The sequence below is a fragment of the Streptomyces sp. NPDC028991 genome (assembly GCF_055564775.1).
Map to the genome: position 1 here is coordinate 1 of NZ_JBVHVP010000042.1, position 18,023 is coordinate 18,023.

General features: G+C 71.7%; 15 protein-coding genes. 12 read left to right on the plus strand and 3 right to left on the minus strand.

Translation table 11 applies throughout. The features are described from left to right. Nucleotides 1-349 precede the first annotated feature (349 nt). The gene (locus ACZ4V1_RS35005; RefSeq protein ID WP_468344919.1) at nt 350-553 is read right to left on the minus strand and encodes a hypothetical protein; all 204 of its coding nucleotides are present in this window, start codon (nt 551-553) and stop codon (nt 350-352) included. 323 nt (nt 554-876) lie between these two features. Between ACZ4V1_RS35005 and ACZ4V1_RS35010 the strand changes: the two genes are divergently transcribed. The 5 genes from ACZ4V1_RS35010 to ACZ4V1_RS35030 all read left to right on the plus strand — a co-directional run bounded on the left by ACZ4V1_RS35010 (nt 877) and on the right by ACZ4V1_RS35030 (nt 6,460). Then, nucleotides 877-1,347, plus strand: coding sequence for a nuclear transport factor 2 family protein (locus ACZ4V1_RS35010; protein WP_468344972.1), 471 nt, complete (start codon nt 877-879; stop codon nt 1,345-1,347). Between the two features lie 265 nt (nt 1,348-1,612). After that, entirely contained in the window at nt 1,613-3,076 is a 1,464-nt protein-coding gene (locus tag ACZ4V1_RS35015; RefSeq protein WP_468344922.1) for a Y4yA family PLP-dependent enzyme, read from the plus strand. Then, complete coding sequence (locus ACZ4V1_RS35020) at nt 3,073-4,410, plus strand: pyridoxal-phosphate dependent enzyme (protein ID WP_468344925.1); 1,338 nt, start codon at nt 3,073-3,075, stop codon at nt 4,408-4,410. The genes ACZ4V1_RS35015 and ACZ4V1_RS35020 overlap by 4 nt, the downstream gene beginning before the upstream one ends. Next, on the plus strand, nt 4,407-5,597 hold the full coding sequence (locus ACZ4V1_RS35025; RefSeq protein WP_468344928.1) for an aminotransferase class V-fold PLP-dependent enzyme: 1,191 nt from the start codon (nt 4,407-4,409) through the stop codon (nt 5,595-5,597). Before ACZ4V1_RS35020 ends, ACZ4V1_RS35025 begins: the two co-directional genes overlap by 4 nt. Nucleotides 5,598-5,689: 92 nt before the next feature. After that, a complete protein-coding gene (locus tag ACZ4V1_RS35030) occupies nt 5,690-6,460 on the plus strand; it encodes a class I SAM-dependent methyltransferase (RefSeq protein WP_468344931.1) in 771 nt (256 codons plus the stop codon). 12 nt (nt 6,461-6,472) lie between these two features. Here ACZ4V1_RS35030 and ACZ4V1_RS35035 read toward each other — a convergent pair whose 3' ends face one another. After that, the gene (locus tag ACZ4V1_RS35035) at nt 6,473-7,033 is read right to left on the minus strand and encodes a GNAT family N-acetyltransferase (protein ID WP_468344934.1); all 561 of its coding nucleotides are present in this window, start codon (nt 7,031-7,033) and stop codon (nt 6,473-6,475) included. Between the two features lie 451 nt (nt 7,034-7,484). Between ACZ4V1_RS35035 and ACZ4V1_RS35040 the strand changes: the two genes are divergently transcribed. The 3 genes from ACZ4V1_RS35040 to ACZ4V1_RS35050 all read left to right on the plus strand — a co-directional run bounded on the left by ACZ4V1_RS35040 (nt 7,485) and on the right by ACZ4V1_RS35050 (nt 11,279). Then, nucleotides 7,485-7,973, plus strand: coding sequence for a DUF6083 domain-containing protein (locus ACZ4V1_RS35040; protein WP_468344937.1), 489 nt, complete (start codon nt 7,485-7,487; stop codon nt 7,971-7,973). 250 nt (nt 7,974-8,223) lie between these two features. Then, nucleotides 8,224-9,690, plus strand: coding sequence for an aldehyde dehydrogenase family protein (locus ACZ4V1_RS35045; RefSeq protein WP_468344940.1), 1,467 nt, complete (start codon nt 8,224-8,226; stop codon nt 9,688-9,690). 29 nt (nt 9,691-9,719) lie between these two features. Beyond that, nucleotides 9,720-11,279: a GMC family oxidoreductase gene (locus ACZ4V1_RS35050; protein WP_468344943.1), complete on the plus strand. Its 1,560-nt coding sequence runs from the start codon at nt 9,720-9,722 to the stop codon at nt 11,277-11,279. Nucleotides 11,280-11,677: 398 nt separating this feature from the next. Here the strand turns inward: ACZ4V1_RS35050 and ACZ4V1_RS35055 are convergent, their stop codons facing one another. Continuing rightward, a complete protein-coding gene (locus ACZ4V1_RS35055) occupies nt 11,678-12,691 on the minus strand; it encodes a LacI family DNA-binding transcriptional regulator (protein ID WP_468344946.1) in 1,014 nt (337 codons plus the stop codon). A 302-nt stretch (nt 12,692-12,993) separates the two neighbouring features. On the opposite strand from ACZ4V1_RS35055, the gene ACZ4V1_RS35060 reads away from it, so the two are divergent. From ACZ4V1_RS35060 to ACZ4V1_RS35075, 4 genes are all read left to right on the plus strand, one after another. Continuing rightward, nucleotides 12,994-14,304 carry an ABC transporter substrate-binding protein gene (locus ACZ4V1_RS35060; RefSeq protein WP_468344949.1) on the plus strand — a complete coding sequence of 437 codons (1,311 nt, stop codon included), beginning with the start codon at nt 12,994-12,996 and terminating at the stop codon, nt 14,302-14,304. A 94-nt stretch (nt 14,305-14,398) separates the two neighbouring features. After that, nucleotides 14,399-15,394, plus strand: coding sequence for a carbohydrate ABC transporter permease (locus ACZ4V1_RS35065; protein ID WP_468344952.1), 996 nt, complete (start codon nt 14,399-14,401; stop codon nt 15,392-15,394). A 12-nt stretch (nt 15,395-15,406) separates the two neighbouring features. Next, nucleotides 15,407-16,330, plus strand: a complete 924-nt coding sequence (locus ACZ4V1_RS35070) for a carbohydrate ABC transporter permease (RefSeq protein ID WP_468344955.1) — start codon at nt 15,407-15,409, stop codon at nt 16,328-16,330. Nucleotides 16,331-16,452: 122 nt separating this feature from the next. Beyond that, a complete protein-coding gene (locus ACZ4V1_RS35075; protein ID WP_468344958.1) occupies nt 16,453-17,892 on the plus strand; it encodes a GH1 family beta-glucosidase in 1,440 nt (479 codons plus the stop codon). Nucleotides 17,893-18,023: the final 131 nt, after the last annotated feature.

Genomic DNA, 18,023 nt, shown 5'->3' on the forward strand with positions numbered 1-18,023 from the left:
CGTCGGGTCCGGTGTCGGTGTGCTCGTCGGCGTGCGCGGCCGTCGATGTCGCCGCGGCCAGCGCCAGACCGCTCAGCACCGCCACGACGACACCGACACGCCTGTTGCTCGCGTACTTCACTGCAGCCTCCCGCGTTCGAATGCGTTCCTGGAGGCTGTCGGACGGCGGTTACGGGAAACCTGCCGCGGTCTGGCGGCGCCGGGATCAGCCGGTGGACCGGAACGGTGAACCGGCTGATCCGAGGTCGAAGGGGCGATTACGCGCATCGCGCCCGTCCCTCCACACGAACGGGGCGACGCGAGAGGGGCGTCGGTCAGTGACGAAGGCGGTCGGGAGCGGTGCCGCCCGTCACCTTCCGAGGAGGCCCTCGGGCAGCAGCGACTGCGGGGACGTGGCCGGGTGGCCCACTTCCAGCGATCCGAGGAGTCCGTCCAGAAGAGGTCCACCGGGGACCCCGGCGGACGCGCCGGGCACGGGAGCCGCCTCGGCGGCAGGAGCGGACGCCAGCAGAGCGGTGGCCATGACGGAGGCACAGGCAAGCTTCTTGATCATGTCCGCCTTAACGAATGACGTCCCGTGGGGCAACGCCCGCTGTCAGCCGGTTGGCCCAGTCGGAACCACGCGGATGCCGAGACTGCCACAGGCGGTGGCGGTGAGCGCCCGGGGGAAGACCTGGTACGGCTGGATCACTGGTGCGGCGAGAACACCCGGAGAGAGAGGGCGCGCCGCCGGTGCTTACCCCCGGGGTAATCGACCGTTCTCCGCTGCCCCGGCAGGATCACCGACAGGACCAGGCGCATCGACGGGAGCCCCCGCCGGGAGCCGGCCGCAGTCGTGAGGAGAGCAGTATGTCCGTCAAGTCCACCACCGGCACGATGAGTTCCGCCGCCACCACTACCAGTTCCGCCACCACCACCAGTTCCGCCACCACCACGAGTTCGGTCACCGAGGACACCCGGGCCGTGGTGCGGGAATTCCTTGCCGCCCGCATCGCCGGGGACACCGGGCGGCTCGCCGAACTCTTCGCCGACGAAGTCGACTGGCTGCTCGCCGACAACCCGGCCGTTCCGTGGATACGGCCGCGGTCGACGGCCGCCGAGTGCGCCGCCCAGTTCACGGAGTTGATGGAGCACACCGTGCCCGAGGACGCGCGTGCCTCCCTCGACACCTTCCTCGTCGACGGCACCGACGCCGTGCTGATGGGACACGTGTCGGGGACAGTACGGGTGACGGGAAAGTCCTTCGAGGGCCCGTTCGCCCTCCGCCTCACCGTCGAGGGCGGCCGGATCACCCGCCACCACCTCTACGAGAACAGCCTGTCCATCGCCGAGGCCTGCGCCCCGTGAGGGCGTGCACCGGCGACTTCCGCCGGCCTTGTCCGGCCGCCGAGCCGCCGGGCTCTCCGGCGGGTACGAGCGGCTGGGAGGCGCACCCGGCGTACCGGGCGCCGAACCGGTCGGCAGCGGGGCGCGGCGGCCGCCCCTGACCGGGCCCGGAGGCTTAGCGGCGTGTGTACCTGGAAACGACTACTCCCGAACGGTCGTCGCAACGACCGTCGGCCGACACGGGGAGGGGTCTTTCGTGGATGTGCCCTTGTATCTGAGGCCGCGGGTGGATCAACCGCTCGCCTCACTGCTGGGGGCCGCGCCATTCCTGCACTCGCTCGTCGACGCGCTCGGATCTCCGCTCAACGTGCTGCTCCCCGAGACCGTCGCCGCCAACGCGGAACGATTCCGCGCCGTCTACCGCCGTCACCGTCTCGCCGGGCGGGTGTACTTCGCGCACAAGGCGAACCGGTCCAGCGCCCTGGTGCGGCGGCTGGCCGCCGGGGAACCGGCCGGCGTCGGTGTCGACGTCGCCTCGCTGGAAGAACTGCGGCACGCCCTGGGCTGCGGTTTCACCGGGGACCGGGTCATGGCCACCGGCCCCAAGGACCCGGAGTTCCTGTGGCTGGCGGCACGCGTGGGCGCGACGGTGAACCTGGACTCGCTCCACGAGCTGGAACAACTCGCCGGCCTGGTACGCAGGTACGGCCTCGGCCGGGTCGAGGTGCTGGTGCGCCTGTCTGGGTTCGAGTCCGCCGGCCACGGGGGAGCGGGCACCCGGATGCTGTCGCGCCGCAGCCGCTTCGGCACCCCGGTACGGGACGCGGAGGAGCTCCTGACGGCCGTGGAACGGCACGCGGACGCCGTGGAACTGACAGGCCTCGCCTACCACTTGGACACCACCGGCCTCGAAGAGAAGGGCCGGGCCCTGGAGCAGTGCGTGCTGCTCATGGACAAGTGCCGGGCCCGGGGGCTGGCGCCGCGTGCCGTGGACATCGGCGGCGGCTTCGGCGTGGGCTACGTCGCCGACGCCGAGGAGTGGCGGCGCTGGACGACCGCCCTGAGCGAGGCGGTCCTGGGCGGCCGCCCGCCCCTGACCTGGCGCGGTCACGGCTACGGGCTGCGCAACGAGGGCGGCACGGTGCGCGGGTCCGTCGCGCTGTACCCCGGCCACCGCCCCAACGCCGGCCCCGGCTACCTCGACGAACTCCTCTCGCTGCCCGCACCGGTGCTGGGCCGGGGGCCGGGCACCCTTCTCCTGGAGCACCTCCACGATCTCCACATCGAACCCGGCCGCTCCCTGGTCGACCAGTGCGGACTGTCGCTGGCCCGGGTACTGGACGTGCGGGGCACGGGCGAGGACTCGGCCCCCTACCTGGTGCGCCTCGGGATGAACGCCGGGGACGTGAGCCTGGAGGAGCACGGAGTCCTCGTGGACCCCGTACTGCTGCCGCGCGGCGGCCCCGAGGAGGGCGACGGGGGGCCGGTCGGCGTCCACCTCGTCGGCAATCTGTGCCTGGAGGCCGATCTGATCACTCGCCGCCTGGTGTTCCTCCCCAGGCTGCCGCGCGCCGGCGACCTGCTGGCCTTCGTCAACACCGCCGGGTACGCGATGGACTTCCACGCCCACCACGCGCAACGGCAGCCCCTGGCACGGACGGTGGCGGTGGAGAAGGAGGGTGACTCCTGGCGCTGGTGCCTGGACGAGGACTACTGGCCGATCACACACCCGGGGGGAACGCCCGCATGAGGTACGACAGCATCACGGAGGCCATCGGCAACACACCGCTGGTGCGCATCGACCCCGCCGTGCACGGGCTGCGCAACATCGACCTCTACGCGAAGCTGGAGATGCTCAACCCGTTCGGCTCCGTCAAGGACCGGCCCGCCTGGCACATGGCGCGCCCTCACCTGGAGGGCGCGGCCGAGGGGGAGGGGACGGTCGTGGAGCTCTCCAGCGGGAACACGGCCAAGGCCCTCGCCCTGCTGGCCGGCCTGCACGGCCTCAGGTTCAAGAGCGTCACCAACCGGATGCGGGTACCGGAGATCAAGGACCTGCTCCTGCTGCTCGGCGCCGAGATCGAGGAGCTGCCCGGTCGGAGCGAGTGCCTCGACCCGACCGACACGGACGACCCGCTGACCCACTTCCACCAGGCGCTCTCGGATCCCGGCAGCACCTACCTGCACACCGACCAGTATTTCAACCCGCGCAACGTCGAGGCGCATGCCGAGGGCACCGGACCCGAGATAGTCAAGGATCTGGACGGGCGGGCGCCGGACTGGTTCGTCGCCTGCGTGGGCACGGCCGGTTCGTCGACCGGTGTCGCCAGGGTGCTGCGCGAACACGATCCGGAGGTGCGGGTGCTCGGCCTGGTCGCCCACAAGTCGGACTTCGTCCCCGGCATCCGCACCATCGACGAGGTGCATCAGGTCGGCCTGTTCGATCCGGGGACGTACGACACCATCGAGTCCGTCACCTCCGGCGAAGCCATCGACGGGATGCTCACCCTCATCCGCCGCTGCGGACTGCTGACGGGACCGACCGGCGGCGCCGCCTACCAAGGGGCGGTACGCCATCTGCGGGCCGCCGACGCGGCGTTGGAGGGGTCGGGGCGTCGCGAGACCGCGGTGTTCATCGTGTGCGACCGGGCGGAGAGCTACCTGAGCTACGTGCGCGACCGCCGCCCGGAGCTGCTGGGCAGGGCGAGCCGGGGGCCCACCCTCGCGACACTCACCGACGACGAGGTACGGGCGGGCGCGAGGTCCGCGACCGTGGACGAGGCCCGCCGGTGGATCTCGGAGGGCGATCCCCGCCCGCTCGTCGTCGATCTGCGCAGCCCGCACGCCTACGCCGCCCTGCACATCGAGGGCTCGCTCAACATCGTCGACGATCTGTTCGAGGAACTCGTGCGGGGCGGGCTCCCCTTCAGCAAGCGGACGCCCGTGCTGCTGGCCTGTCCCGTCGGCGAGAGGTCACTGCGCTACGCCGCCCTGCTGACGGGCAGGGGACACCCCGACGTACGCAGCCTGGCCGGCGGGATCGTCGCCTGGCGGGACGCGGGCGCACCGCTGGTGCGCGAGTGAGCGCGGACCGGTGGCAGCGGGAACTGAGGGAGCAGTTCCCCATCGTCACCGCACACCCGGAGTCGGCGTACCTCGACAGCGCGGCCACGTCCCAGAAGCCGCGAGCCGTACTGGAGGCCGTCCAGACCTACCTCACGACGTCGAACGCCAACGCGGGCCGCGGCACCTACCCGTGGGCGAACCTGACCACGGAGCTGGTGGAGACGACCCGGCAGCGGGTCAAGGAGTTCCTCGGCGATCCGGAACCGGACCACTCCACGGTCCACTTCACCAGCGGCACCACCGATGGCCTGCGCGCCGTCGCCCGCGACTGGCTCGCGCCGTACCTCACCGACGGCGACGAGATCCTCGTGCCGTTCGCCGACCACCGGGCCAATCTCGACCCCTGGCTCGAAGCGCAGCGACTGCTGGCCGCCCGCGGCGTCCACGTACACCTGCGCGCCCTGCCGTACCAGGCGGTCTCCGGCGACTACGACCACCGCGCCCTCGGCGCCCTCGTCGGTCCGCGGACCCGCTTCGTGGCCGCCACGCACGTGCACCACGTCTACGGCGGCGACATGAACGTGCACCGCGTCCGCGCGGCGGTGGGCCCGGACGTGCCGATCTGCCTGGACGCGGCGCAGAGCGTCGGCCACCTGCCCGTCGACCTGGCCGATCCCGCGCTCGACGTCGACTTCGTGGTCTTCTCGGGGCACAAGGCGATGGCCCTGCCGGGTACGGGAGCGGTCTGGGCGCGCAACGCACGGGGCCCCGCCTTCCGGCCGGCCGGTTGGCAGGGCACCCCCAACACGGTGGGCATCGTGTCGCTGCGGGCCGCACTCGACTGGCTCGACACGGCCGGCCCCGACCGGATCGCCGGCTGGACGGGCGGCCTCACGACCCGGCTGACCGACCGGCTGAGGCACCTCGACGCGTACGAGATCCTCGGCTGCCCCGTCAGCCTCGCCGCCGGCTCCGCGCTTCCCGCGGCCCAGCGCCGCCACGGCATCGTCACCTTCCGGCACCGCGACATCCCGTCCGACGACCTCGGGTTCATCCTCTACAGCCACGGCTTCATGGTGCGGGCCGACGGCCTGTGCCAGTCCGGCGCGGGCGAGAAGGACGGGTCGGTGCGCGTGAGCCTGCACGTCTACAACACGGCGGAGGAAATCGATCGCCTGCTCACCGTACTGACGTCATTGGCGTGAAGGACCAGAGACATGGCAAGTGATAACCGTTTCCACCTGTAGATTCGGACGCGTCCACGACGGGTGAGCAACGGAAGAGGTGGCGCGACCAGATGGGCATCAGCATGGCGGTGGCCAGGACGTGGGTGGAACGCTGGGAGCGACAGCAGCAGCGTTACGCCGTGGACCGCGAGGAGCGGTTCACAGTGATCACGGATGTCGTCGAGTACGCCACGGCCGGCCGTCCCCGGCCGCTCCTGCTCGACCTGGGCTGCGGCCCCGGCTCCCTGGCGGCCAGGCTCGCCGGCCGGCTGCCGCACGCGGAGATCGTCGCCGCCGACATGGACCCCCTGCTGCTGGAACTGGGCCGGACCCACCACGCCAACGCCGCCCGCTACGTCGACACCGTGATCGGAGCCGATGGCTGGACCGGTGACCTCGGGCTGGCACGCCCCCTGGACGCCGCCGTCTCGACGACGGCTCTGCACTACCTGCCCGAGCCGGTGCTGCTGGACACCTACCGCCGCCTCGCCGCGCTGCTGCGCCCCGGCGGCGTACTCGTCAACGGCGACCATTTCCCGCCTGCCGAGGCGCCCTGCTCGGACATCACCGCGTACGTGGGGCGCCGCCGCGCCGATCGGACGGGCGGCGACGCCCACGAGGACTGGCGGGAGTGGTGGACCGCCGCCGCCCGGGATCCCGAGCTGGCCGACCTGCTCGCCGAACGTGCCCAGCGCCACGCGGCCCACGGCGGGGGCGGGGCCGGCGCGGACCTGGCGGCGGACCGCCACACGGAGCTGCTGCGCCGGGCGGGCTTCCGCCACGTCGCGCCGGTCTGGCAGTTCGGCGACAGCGCCGTGCTGGTGGCGGTCAAGGGCGGCTGATCCCGGACCCGTTCACAGGGCGAGGCTCATCAGGATCTCGTCCCGGTCGTCACCGGGCGCCACGCGCAACGCACCCGGCCATCGGCCGACCTCGGTCCACCCGGCCCTGCGGTAGAAGTCCTCGAGTCCCAGACCGGCCCGCGCGGTGAGCCGCAGTCTCTCCAGGCCCATCTCGCCGCGGGCGATCTCCGGCAGGCGGCGCATCAGCGCGGCACCGACGCCGATGCCGCGGAAACGAACATGTGTCTGCAGGTGATTCACCGTTCCGCAGTGCGCGCCAAGAGGGTGCGGCTCGCGGCGCAGGAGTACCCAGCCCGCGAGTGCCCCGTCGACGCCGGCCAGGAGGATCCGGCTGCGCCGCGGGGCGAGCCCCTGGATGATCTCGTCCAGCGCCGGTTCGACGTCCGGCGAGGACGCGGGCGGCAGCGGGCAGTCCATGGGGACGACCGCACCTCCGGCAGCGATGACCGCCGTCCAGCAGTCCCGGAGATCCCGCCGTACGGCCGGCGTGGCGTCCTGAGCACGGGTGATCTGTGCGAACGCTGGTGCGCGCACCGTCTCATGAGCAGTCACGTCCGCCAGTGTGCCAGGCCCGGCCGGCCCCGAAGCCCGTCCCGGCCTGCCCGCGCTCGGTGTCATCGTGTGTCGGACCGTACTGCCGGTGACGTAGTGGGTGGTTTCACATGAAACATCGCAGACGCCCGCAGTTCGCGAACCCGGAGAGGCCCGCGCCGCTCACCGGAAGCGGGCGAGGAGGCATGCGGTCATGGCCGCGTGACGTCCCGGTCCTCGGCCGGGACGTCCTCCTCGGCCACGGGCGGGCTCTTCGGCGCGGTGACCGCGTTCGCCCGCGGCTTCCGCCGCGTGCGTCACCCTCCGGTCCGCGAACCGGACATGTGAAGGCAGGTTTCGGGCCGCACCCGGCCGCGCCGAGGTTCCGCGCCCGTACGATCCGCCCGCATGCCGCCGTTGCGCCCGTCCTGCGCCCTGTCCCGCTTCCTTCCGTCACCGCACGCTCGCATCCATGGGGGACACACACGAACCGAGCCGTTTCCCGGTACCCGGCCCCGACAGCCACCGGCAGCCGCCCGACGACGCCCCACGGCCCTGGGACGGCGTCGACCGGAGACAGGCCGCCCGCGACGGCGCCACCGGGCCGGAACCGCCGGCCCGGCCGATCTGCCCGAACTGCGGCCTGGCCGGCGAACGCCGTCTCACCTACACCGGTCAGCACGTCCTGCTCGAGCCCCAGCTCACCGTCCCCGCCCACCTCGTCCCCGGCGGCCACCGCTGGCACATCGACTCCGGCGGGCAGGCCTGGAACAGCGGTCTGAACGAACCACCGCCCGGCACCACATGCCGCGTCCCGCACCAGCTCGCGTGCCCGGATCTCACCCTGGACGAGATCAAGCCGTGGCGGTGGCTGGACGCGGTGCGCGGGGAGAACGCGCGCCGGGCGCGGCGGCAGGCGGACGAGGACGGCTACCCGGCGGCGCTGCCCGACGCCGGCTGAGGGGGAAACGTCACCGGCCGGAGACCCTCGCCGGGAGCAGGCGCGCGCCCCTCGCCATACCCGCCCCCGGCGACCCGTGAGCCGCCGCAGCGACGCACCAGCTAGCCCAACCAGGTCACATCCCCGCCCAACCCTCCCTCGGCCGGTGCGTCCGCATGACCGGCGCCGGGCCCTCGGACGATGTTGGTGCCAGGTGTGCCGCGCCGTGGGTCGCGTCGGCACCGGACAGGTACGAGCGAGGGAGCCAGCGATGCCGGAACTGTTCATCGACGGCGAGTGGACGGGCGCCGTGGGCGGCGCGCGGCGGGACGTGATCAACCCCTTCGACGCGTCCGTCGTCCAACAGGTGGACGACGCGGACGAGGCCGACGTCGACCTGGCCGTACGAGCCGCCCGGCGGGCCTTCGACCGGGGCGACTGGTCGTCGGCGCCCACCCGGGAGCGGGCCGACGTGCTGCTCAGGGTGTCGCGGTTCCTCCTGCGCGACCAGGAGGAGATCGCCCGAGTCGAAACCCTCGACACCGGCAAGACGCTCGCCGAGGCACGCATCGACGTCGAGGACGTCTCCAACGCGTTCCGCTACTTCGCCGAGATCGCCGACAAGGACGGCGGCCGGGTGGTGGACGTCGGCCCCGATGTGCTCAGCCGGGTCACCTACCACCCCATCGGCGTCTGCGCCCTCATCGCGCCGTGGAACTACCCCCTGCTGCAAGCCTCCTGGAAGGTGGCCCCGGCCCTCGCGGCGGGCAACACCCTCGTCCTCAAACCCAGTGAGACGACACCCCTCTCCACGATCCACATGATCCGGCTGATCGCCGAGGCGGGAGCGCCGCCCGGGGTCGCCAACCTGGTCCTCGGCCCCGGCGGCACCGTGGGCGCGGCCATGTCCTCCCACCCCGAGGTGGACCTCGTCTCCTTCACCGGCGGCCTGGCCACCGGGCGCCGGATCATGGAGGCGTGCGCGCCGAGCGTGAAGAACATCGCGCTGGAGCTCGGCGGCAAGAACCCCAACGTGGTCTTCGCCGACTGCGACTTCGACGCCGCCGTCGACCACGCCCTGGAGGCCTCGTTCCTGCACTCGGGGCAGGTCTGCTCGGCCGGCTCGCGGCTGCTCGTGGAGGACGGCCTGCACGACCGGTTCGTGGAGCGGCTGGCCACCCGTGCGCAGGCCATCCGGCTCGGCAGCGGACTCGAACCGACGACCGAGAGCGGGCCGCTCAGCTCGGCGGAACACCGGGCGAAGGTCGAGGCCTACCTGGAGATCGCCCGGGACGAGGGCGCCCGACTGGTCTGCGGCGGCCGCCGCCCGGACGACCCCGAGCTGTCCCGCGGCTTCTTCCTGCTCCCCACCGTCTACGCCGACTGCGACCGGGCCATGCGCATCGTGCAGGAGGAGGTCTTCGGCCCGGTCGTCACGGTGGAACGCTTCGGCACCGAGGAGGAGGCCGTCGAACTGGCCAACGACACCCGCTACGGCCTGGCCGGCGGCGTGTGGACGAACGACGCGAGCCGCGCCCAGCGGGTCGGGGGCCGGCTGCGGCACGGAACGGTCTGGATCAACGACTTCCACCCCTACGTGCCGCAGGCCGAGTGGGGCGGCTTCGGCCGCTCCGGCTTCGGCCGGGAACTCGGGCCCACCGGCCTGCGCGAATACCAGGAGGCCAAGCACGTCTACCAGAACCTCAGGCCGGCTCCCTCCGGCTGGTTCAAGGGCTGAGCGGGCAGGGCGAGAGAGAAGGCGACGCGATGGACGACGAGACGACGACCTACGACTACGTGATCATCGGCGGCGGCACGGCCGGCTGCGTACTGGCCGCCCGGCTCAGCGAGGACCCGGCCTGCCGGGTGTGCGTGGTGGAGGGCGGACCCAGCGATGTCGGCGACGAACGGATCCTGCGACTGCGCAACTGGATCAACCTGCTCGGCTCCGAGTTCGACTACGGCTACACCACCGAGGAGCAGCCGCGCGGCAACTCGCACATCCTGCACTCCCGCGCCCGCGTGCTCGGCGGCTGCTCCTCGCACAACACGCTGATCAGCTTCCTGCCGTTCCCGCAGGACCTCGACGAGTGGGTGGAGCTCGGCTGCACCGGCTGGGAACCGGACACGATCCTGCCGTACCGTACACGGCTGCAGAACACGATCGTGCCCGTCGGCGCCGCCGACCGCAACGCGATCGCCGAGGACTTCGTCACGGCGGCCACCACCCGGCTCGGCGTCCAGCGCGTCGAGGACTTCAACGCCCGCCCCTTCACCGACGGCGCCGGCTTCTTCTCCCTCGCCTACGACCCGGAGACCAACACCCGCTCCTCCGCCTCCGTCGCCTACCTGCACCCCGTACTGGACCGCCCGAACCTGACCCTGCGCCTGGAGACCTGGGCGTACCGGCTGCAGCCCGACAGCGAGGGCCGCTTCACCCGCGTCCTGGTCCGCAACCCCGACGGCTCACTGTCGACACTGGAGGCGGACGCCGAAGTGCTCCTGTGCGCCGGAGCGATCGACACGCCGCGGCTGCTCATGCTCTCCGGTATCGGCCCGGCCGGTCAGCTGCGGGACCTGGGCATCGAGGTCCGCGCCGACCTGCCCGGGGTGGGCGAGAACCTGCTGGACCACCCCGAGTCGGTGATGGTGTGGGAGACCCGTGAACCGCTGCCGCCCAACTCGGCCATGGACTCCGACGCCGGCCTCTTCCTGCGCCGCGACCCGGCGGGCGGTCCGCGCCCGGACCTGATGTTCCACTTCTACCAGGTGCCGTTCACCACCAACACCGAACGGCTGGGCTACCCGGTCCCCGAGCACGGCGTCTGCATGACCCCGAACGTGCCGCGGGCCCGGTCCGTCGGCCGCATGTGGCTGCGCAGCGCCGACCCGGAGGTCAAACCCGCACTGGACTTCCGCTACTTCACCGACCCGGACGGGCACGACGAGCGCGCGATCGTCGACGGACTGCGGATCGCCCGCGAGGTGGCGTCCACCGCCCCGCTCAGCGACTGGCTGCTGCGCGAGGTGGCGCCGGGCCCGGACGTACGCTCGGACGCCGACCTGTCCGAGTACGGACGCCGCGCCGCGCACACCGTCTACCATCCGGCCGGGACCTGCCGGATGGGCGCCGAGGACGATCCCATGGCGGTGCTCGATCCCCAGCTGCGGCTGCGCGGACACGACGGGCTGCGGGTCGTGGACGCGTCCGTCTTCCCCACCATGCCGACCATCAACCCGATGGTCACCGTGCTGCTCGCCGCCGAACGCGCGGCGGACCTCATCACCGCCCGGCCGGCTCCGCGGCCGCCGGCCCTGGAAGGGTAGCCCCGATGGCGATCCGGAACGCCGGGCGGCACCGCGGACGCGGGCCGCGGGCAGCGGGCCTCGGAGTTCCGCGAGGAGACGGGACCGTGGGCGAACGACGCCCTCGGCTTCACCTGCCCCTCCCCGGTGCCGAGCACCTGCACTCCCGTACTGCGGTTCCGAGGCCTGCGGGGACGCCGCCGAGGAGGTGCACCACCCCGGCAGGGTGATGCCCGAGGGGATACGACGCACCGCCCGCGTCGGTGGCGCGGCGGCGACTTCGGCTGCCTGACACCACTCCTGTCCGTCGTCGACCACCGCGCCGGTGATCTCCGGCGAGGACACCGATCCGGTCGTCCCGGCCGCTTCGCGAGCCCGCCCCAAGGGCTGGAAGCCGAGTGGCGAGTCCGGGCCTTGCGTCAGGACGACTCGCGCACCACCAGCTCGGTCGGCAGGGTCATCTGCCGCCGGGACGCCCCGTGCTGCGTGATGTCGGTGAGGATGCGGGCCATGGTCCGGCCCAGTTCCTCCACCGGCTGACGCACCGTCGTCAGAGGCGGGTCGGTGTGGCGGGCGAGGACGGAGTCCTCGAATCCCACGACGGCGACATCACCGGGAACCCGCCGTTTGCGCCGGCGCAGTTCGGCCAGGGCGCCGACCGCCATGAGGTCGGAGGCGGCGAAGACGGCATCCAGGTCCGGGGCGCGTTCAAGAAGCAAACGCATGGCGCGGCGCCCGCCCTCCTCGGTGAAGTCGCCCGCCTCGACCAGGAGTTCCCTCGCGTCCGCCCCCGCCTCCTCGTGCGCGGCCCGCCAGCCCGCGAGCCGGCTGCGGCCTACGTCCATGTCCTGGGGACCGGTGATCGTGGCGATCCTCCTCCTGCCGCCGTCCAGCAGGTGCCGGACCGCCGCGGCGGCCCCGCCGGCGTTGTCGGAGTCGACATAGCTCAGCCGCTCGCCGGCGTCGCGGCGGCCGGCCAGCACGGTGGGCAGGCCCATCTCCTCGAGCATGCCCGGCAGCCGGTCCTCGGCGTGCACGGATACCAGCAGGACACCGTCCACGCGGCGGGTCGCCACCGACTCGGTCAGCTGGTCCCGCTCGGCCTGGTCGCGGACGAGCATCAGCTGCAACTGGGTCCGGCTCTCGGCGAGGGCGCCGCTGACGCCCCGGATCAGCGCGGCGAAGAACGGCTCCGAGCCGAGTCGGCTCTCCGATTCCGGGATCACCAGGGCCACGGCGTTGGTGCGGTTGGTCACCAGGCCCCGGGCGACCGAGTTGGGAACATAGTTGAGCTCCTTGATCGCCGCGAGGACCCGGGCGCGTGCGTCGGCGCTGACCAGTTCCGAGCCGTTGACGACGCGGGAGACCGTGGTGCGCCCCACGCCGGCGTGGGCGGCGACCGTTTTGATCGTGGGACGGCGGTTGCCGGTCATGCACTCCCCCCTCGGCGGCCGCGGCGGCGCTGCCTGCCGCGGAGGTGACCTGCGGCAATTCTTGCAGACGCCGCCGTCGGCAGAGCACCCCCCGAAGCATGGGAAGCGAAGGCGGGGCCCGGAGTCATCCGCCGACTTGCGTTCAAGTCATTGACAGATGGGCCCGCTCCCACGAGTCTTCGTTGCGCCGGTGGGAACGTGCCCATCCAAGTTTGGGCACGTTCCCACTCCCGTCAGAGCCGCTGTAGTCATCGCAGAACTCGTCACGCCGATGTGTCAGCGCCGTCGCTAGGAGGAGATCCATGGGCAGTCTCGGTTCGTTGCGCACGAGGGCGGTGGCGGCGGTCGCGGCCGCCGGTGCGCTGGCACTCGTCGTGGGCTGCAGCAGCAGTGACGACTCGGTCACCGGTGGTGGCAAGGAGGACGGCAAGACCGTCATCACGATGGGCCTGTTCGGCGTCATGGGCATCAAGGAGACGGGCCTTCTCGAGCAGTACGAGAAGGAGAACCCCGATGTCGACATCAAGGCCGAGATCGCCGGTGACGAGCAGACGTACTACACCGCACTGCAGACCAGGCTCGCCGCGGGCAAGGGCCTGAAGGACATCCAGGGCATAGAGATCGGCCGGGCCAAGGAGATCACCGAGACCCAGGCGGACAAGTTCGCGGATTTCTCCGGGATGTCGGGCACCGACCACTTCCTGCCGTGGAAGGAGTCCCAGATCAGCACCGGGGACGGCAAGGTGCTGGGCCTGGGCACTGACATCGGCCCGATGGCCGTCTGTTACCGCAAGGACTACTTCGAGAAGGCCGGCCTGCCCACCGACCGCGAGGAGGTCGCCAAGCTCTGGGAGGGCGACTGGAAGAAGTACGTCGAGGTCGGCCGTACCTTCAAGAAGGGGTTCAAGGGTGACGACGTGGCCTACATGGACGCCGCCAGCGGCCTGTTCAACGCCATGGTCTACGGCTACCCCGAGCAGTACTACAACGACAGGGGCGAGCTGATCCACGAGAAGAACCCGGCCGTCAAGGAGGCGTGGAACCTCGCCGCCGACGCCGCGGACGACGAGTTGACGGCCGAGCTCCGGCAGTTCCAGCCGGGCTGGGACCCGGGCCTGGCCAACGGCACGTTCGCCACCGCCGTCTGCCCGGCGTGGATGCTCAGCCACATCAGTGAGAAGGCCGGCGAGGCGAACAAGGGCAAGTGGGACGTGGCCAAGGCCCCCAAGGGCGCCAACTGGGGCGGGTCCTTCCTCGGCGTGATCGAGCAGAGCCCGGTGAAGGAGGAGGCCAAGAAGCTCGTCGCCTGGCTGACCGCGCCGGAGCAGCAGGCCCACATCTTCAAGGAGATCGGCAACATCCCCTCCTCACTCCAGGCGCTGGACAGCGCCGACGTGAAGAACGCCAAGTCCGAGTACTTCAGCGACGCGCCGATCGGCCGGATCTTCGGCGCCGCTGCCCAGGAGATCCCGGACAAGCAGGTCCTCGGCCGCAAGGACGGCACGATCAAGGATCTCTTCTCCCAGGGCCTGACGCTGATCGAGCAGCAGGACACCGCGCGTGACGAGGCGTGGAAGACCACCGCGGAGCGCATCGAGAAGGCGGTCGGCTGACCCGCCGCCCCCGCGGCTCCCCGGGCCCGCCGACGCATGCCGCCGGCGGGCCCGGGGCCCGGCTCACACGTTCGCCTTTCAGGAAGGAAGTCCGGTGGCCACCTCCACCACCAAGGCCCTGACCGGGGACGAGCCTCCCGGTCCGTCCCCCAGGACGGGCGGCGGGGGCGCCGCCCGGCGGCGCGGCGCACTGCTGCACCGGCTGGACATCAAGGGCGCCCCGTACGCGTTCGTCGCACCGTTCTTCGTCGTCTTCGCCGCCTTCAGTTTCTATCCTCTCGTCTACACCTCGTGGATCTCCCTGCACGACGTGGAACTGGCCACCCTCGACGTCATGGAATGGGTGGCGTTCGACAACTACGTCGAACTCTGGGGCGACTCACGTTTCTGGAACGCGCTGCGGAACACCATCACCATCGGCGTCATCTCCACGGTGCCGCAGCTGATGATGGCGCTCGGCCTGGCGCACCTGCTCAACTACCGGATGCGCGCCTCGCTGTTCTTCCGCGTCGCCTCGCTGGTCCCCTACGCCACCTCGGTCGCCGCCGCCGCCCTCGTGTTCACCATGATCTTCGAACGCGACTTCGGCATGATCAACTGGGCGCTCGGCACGGTCGGCATCGACCCGGTGAACTGGGAGGCCGACAAGTGGCCGGCCCAGGTCGCGATCTCCACCATCGTCATCTGGCGCTGGACCGGCTACAACGCCCTGCTCTACCTGGCCGCCATGCAGGCCATCCCCGCCGACCGGTACGAGGCGGCCTCCCTCGACGGGGCCTCCCGGTGGCAGCAGTTCACCCATGTCACCGTCCCCGGGATCCGCTCCACCATCGTCTTCACCATCGTGCTCTCCACCATCGGCGCCACCCAGCTCTTCGGTGAGCCGCTGATCTTCGGCCAGGGGCCCAACGGCATCACCGGCGGCGCGGACAACCAGTACCAGACGCTCGGCCTGCTGCTGTACGAGGAGGGCTGGAAGAACTACCAGATGGGCCGGTCGGCGACCGTCGCCTGGGCGATGTTCATGCTGCTCGTCCTCGTCTTCGTGGCACAGCGTCTGATCAAGCGCGTGCGTTCCCGATCGTCCTGACCTGGAGTCGCCATGACCACTCAAAGCCTCCCGGCCCGGACGGACGCCCCGGCCCGGACCCCCGCCACGAAGCCGGCCGGCCGCGGCGGCCGCCGGCTGCTGCGCCAGGGCGCCGGCCGCCAGCACCACGCGGGCCCGCTCGCCTACGTCCTGCTCGCCCTCATGGCGGTACTGTCGATCTTCCCGCTGTACTGGACGATGGTGGCCGCCTCCACGGACAACACCCGGGTCAGCCAGACCCCGCCGCCGTTCCTGCCCGGCCCGAACCTGTTCAGCAACCTCGCCCGGGCCTGGGACGAGGCGGCGATGGGCAAGGCCATGGTGAACAGCCTCATCGTGGCCGGGGTGATCGCCCTGTCCACGGTGATGTTCGCGACCCTGGCCGGATTCGCCTTCGCCAAGCTGCGGTTCAAGGGGCGCAACGTCCTGCTGATGCTGGTGATCGGCACGATGATGGTGCCGCCGCAGCTCGCCGTCGTACCGCTGTTCATGATGATGTCCGAGCTGGGCTGGTCGCAGCAGCTGCCCGCCGTCATCTTCCCCACGCTGGTGAGCGCGGTCGGGGTCTTCTTCATGCGGCAGTACCTGGCGGAGGCGCTGCCGGACGAGCTCGTCGAGGCCGGACGCGTGGACGGGGCGCACTCGCTGCGGATCTTCTGGAGCATCGTGCTGCCCGTCGCACGGCCCGCCATGGCCGTCCTGTTCATGATCACCTTCGTGCACGCGTGGAACGACTTCTTCTGGCCCTTCGTGGTGCTCGACATGACCAACCCGACGGTCCCCGTCGCGCTCACCCAGCTCAGCGCGGGATACGTCCGCGACCAGTCCCTGATCATGGCGGGCGCGCTGCTCGGCACGCTGCCGCTGCTGGCGATGTTCATCGTCTTCGGCAGGCAGATCGTCAGCGGGATCATGGCGGGTGCCGTGAAGGGCTGACCTGACCCGCCACCGCGGCGGCCCGGAACCGAGTTGCCGGGCTGCCCCACGTCCCCCAGCCGCGGGCGCGCACCCCGAGGCATCCGCGCGCTCGCGAACACCCCCTCCACGAAAGGACTTACGTGGTCACCGCAGCACAGCAGACGGCGTCCGCCCCGGACACCGCGCGAACCTTCCCCAAGGGCTTCCTCTGGGGCTCCGCGACCGCCTCGTACCAGATCGAGGGGGCCGCCGCGGAGGACGGGCGTACGCCGTCCATCTGGGACACCTACGCCCGCACCCCCGGCCGGGTCCGCAACGGCGACACCGGTGAAATCGCCACCGACCACTACCACCGCCGGCGGGAGGACGTGGCCCTGATGGCCGAGCTCGGGCTCGGCGCGTACCGCTTCTCCCTCGCCTGGCCCCGGATCCAGCCCACCGGCCGCGGCCCGGCCGTGCAGAAGGGCCTGGACTTCTACCGGCGCCTCGTCGACGACCTCCTGGACAAGGGCATCCAGCCCGTCGCCACCCTGTACCACTGGGACCTGCCGCAGGAGTTGGAGGACGCCGGGGGCTGGCCGGAGCGGGCCACGGCCGAGCGGTTCGCCGAGTACGCGGCCCTCGCCGCGGACGCCCTCGGCGACCGGGTGAAGACCTGGACGACCCTCAACGAGCCCTGGTGCAGCGCCTTCCTCGGCTACGGCTCCGGCGTGCACGCTCCCGGCCGCACCGACCCGGTCGCCGCGCTGCGCGCCGCCCACCACCTCAACCTGGCCCACGGCCTGGCCGTCCAGGTGCTGCGCGACCGTGTCCGGGCCGGCACCCAGTGCTCGGTCACGCTCAACATCCACCACGTCCGCCCGCTCACCGGCAGCGACGCCGACGCCGACGCGGTCCGCCGGATCGACGCGCTCGCCAACCGGGTCTTCACCGGCCCGATGCTTCAAGGCGCCTACCCGGAGGACCTGTTCAAGGACACCGCGGAGCTGACCGACTGGTCCTTCGTGCGGGACGGCGACCTGCGGCAGATCCACCAGCCCCTGGACTTCCTGGGCGTCAACTACTACACGCCCACCCTCGTCTCCGAGGCCGACGGCAGCGGCACCCACACCTCCGACGGACACGGCGGGAGCACCCACAGCCCCTGGCCGGGGGCCGACCGGGTCGCCTTCCACCAGCCGCCCGGCGACACCACCGCCATGGGCTGGGCCGTCGACCCCACCGGCCTGTACGACCTGCTGAGCCGGCTGGCGTCCGACTTCCCGAGGCTGCCTTTGGTCATCACCGAGAACGGGGCGGCGTTCGACGACTACGCCGACCCCGCGGGACAGGTCAACGACCCCGCCCGCATCGCCTACGTACGCGACCACCTGGCCGCCGTGCACCAGGCCATCGTGGACGGCGCGGACGTGCGCGGCTACTTCCTCTGGTCGTTGCTGGACAACTTCGAGTGGGCCCACGGCTACGGCAAGCGCTTCGGTGCCGTCTACGTGGACTACCCGACCGGCACGCGCATCCCCAAGGCCAGCGCCCGCTGGTACTCCCAGGTCGCCCGCACCGGCGTACTGCCCGGCGTCTGATCAGGTCAGTGCGGCACGGCACGGCACGGCACGGCACGGTCGCGCCGCGCGGTGCCGCACCCGTGGGCCCGGGACACCCCCCCCCCCCCCCCCATGGGAAAGGGGGGAACCAGCCCCCCGGCGGGTCCTCC

Bases quoted from the DNA above. Each gene is read 5' to 3' on its own strand.
- ACZ4V1_RS35005 (WP_468344919.1), bottom strand. From the start codon at position 553: ATGATCAAGAAGCTTGCCTGTGCCTCCGTCATGGCCACCGCTCTGCTG.
- ACZ4V1_RS35060 (WP_468344949.1), top strand. From the start codon at position 12,994: ATGGGCAGTCTCGGTTCGTTGCGCACGAGGGCGGTGGCGGCGGTCGCG.
- ACZ4V1_RS35030 (WP_468344931.1), top strand. From the start codon at position 5,690: ATGGGCATCAGCATGGCGGTGGCCAGGACGTGGGTGGAACGCTGGGAG.
- ACZ4V1_RS35020 (WP_468344925.1), top strand. From the start codon at position 3,073: ATGAGGTACGACAGCATCACGGAGGCCATCGGCAACACACCGCTGGTG.
- ACZ4V1_RS35050 (WP_468344943.1), top strand. From the start codon at position 9,720: ATGGACGACGAGACGACGACCTACGACTACGTGATCATCGGCGGCGGC.
- ACZ4V1_RS35055 (WP_468344946.1), bottom strand. From the start codon at position 12,691: ATGACCGGCAACCGCCGTCCCACGATCAAAACGGTCGCCGCCCACGCC.
- ACZ4V1_RS35010 (WP_468344972.1), top strand. From the start codon at position 877: ATGAGTTCCGCCGCCACCACTACCAGTTCCGCCACCACCACCAGTTCC.
- ACZ4V1_RS35070 (WP_468344955.1), top strand. From the start codon at position 15,407: ATGACCACTCAAAGCCTCCCGGCCCGGACGGACGCCCCGGCCCGGACC.
- ACZ4V1_RS35040 (WP_468344937.1), top strand. From the start codon at position 7,485: ATGGGGGACACACACGAACCGAGCCGTTTCCCGGTACCCGGCCCCGAC.
- ACZ4V1_RS35045 (WP_468344940.1), top strand. From the start codon at position 8,224: ATGCCGGAACTGTTCATCGACGGCGAGTGGACGGGCGCCGTGGGCGGC.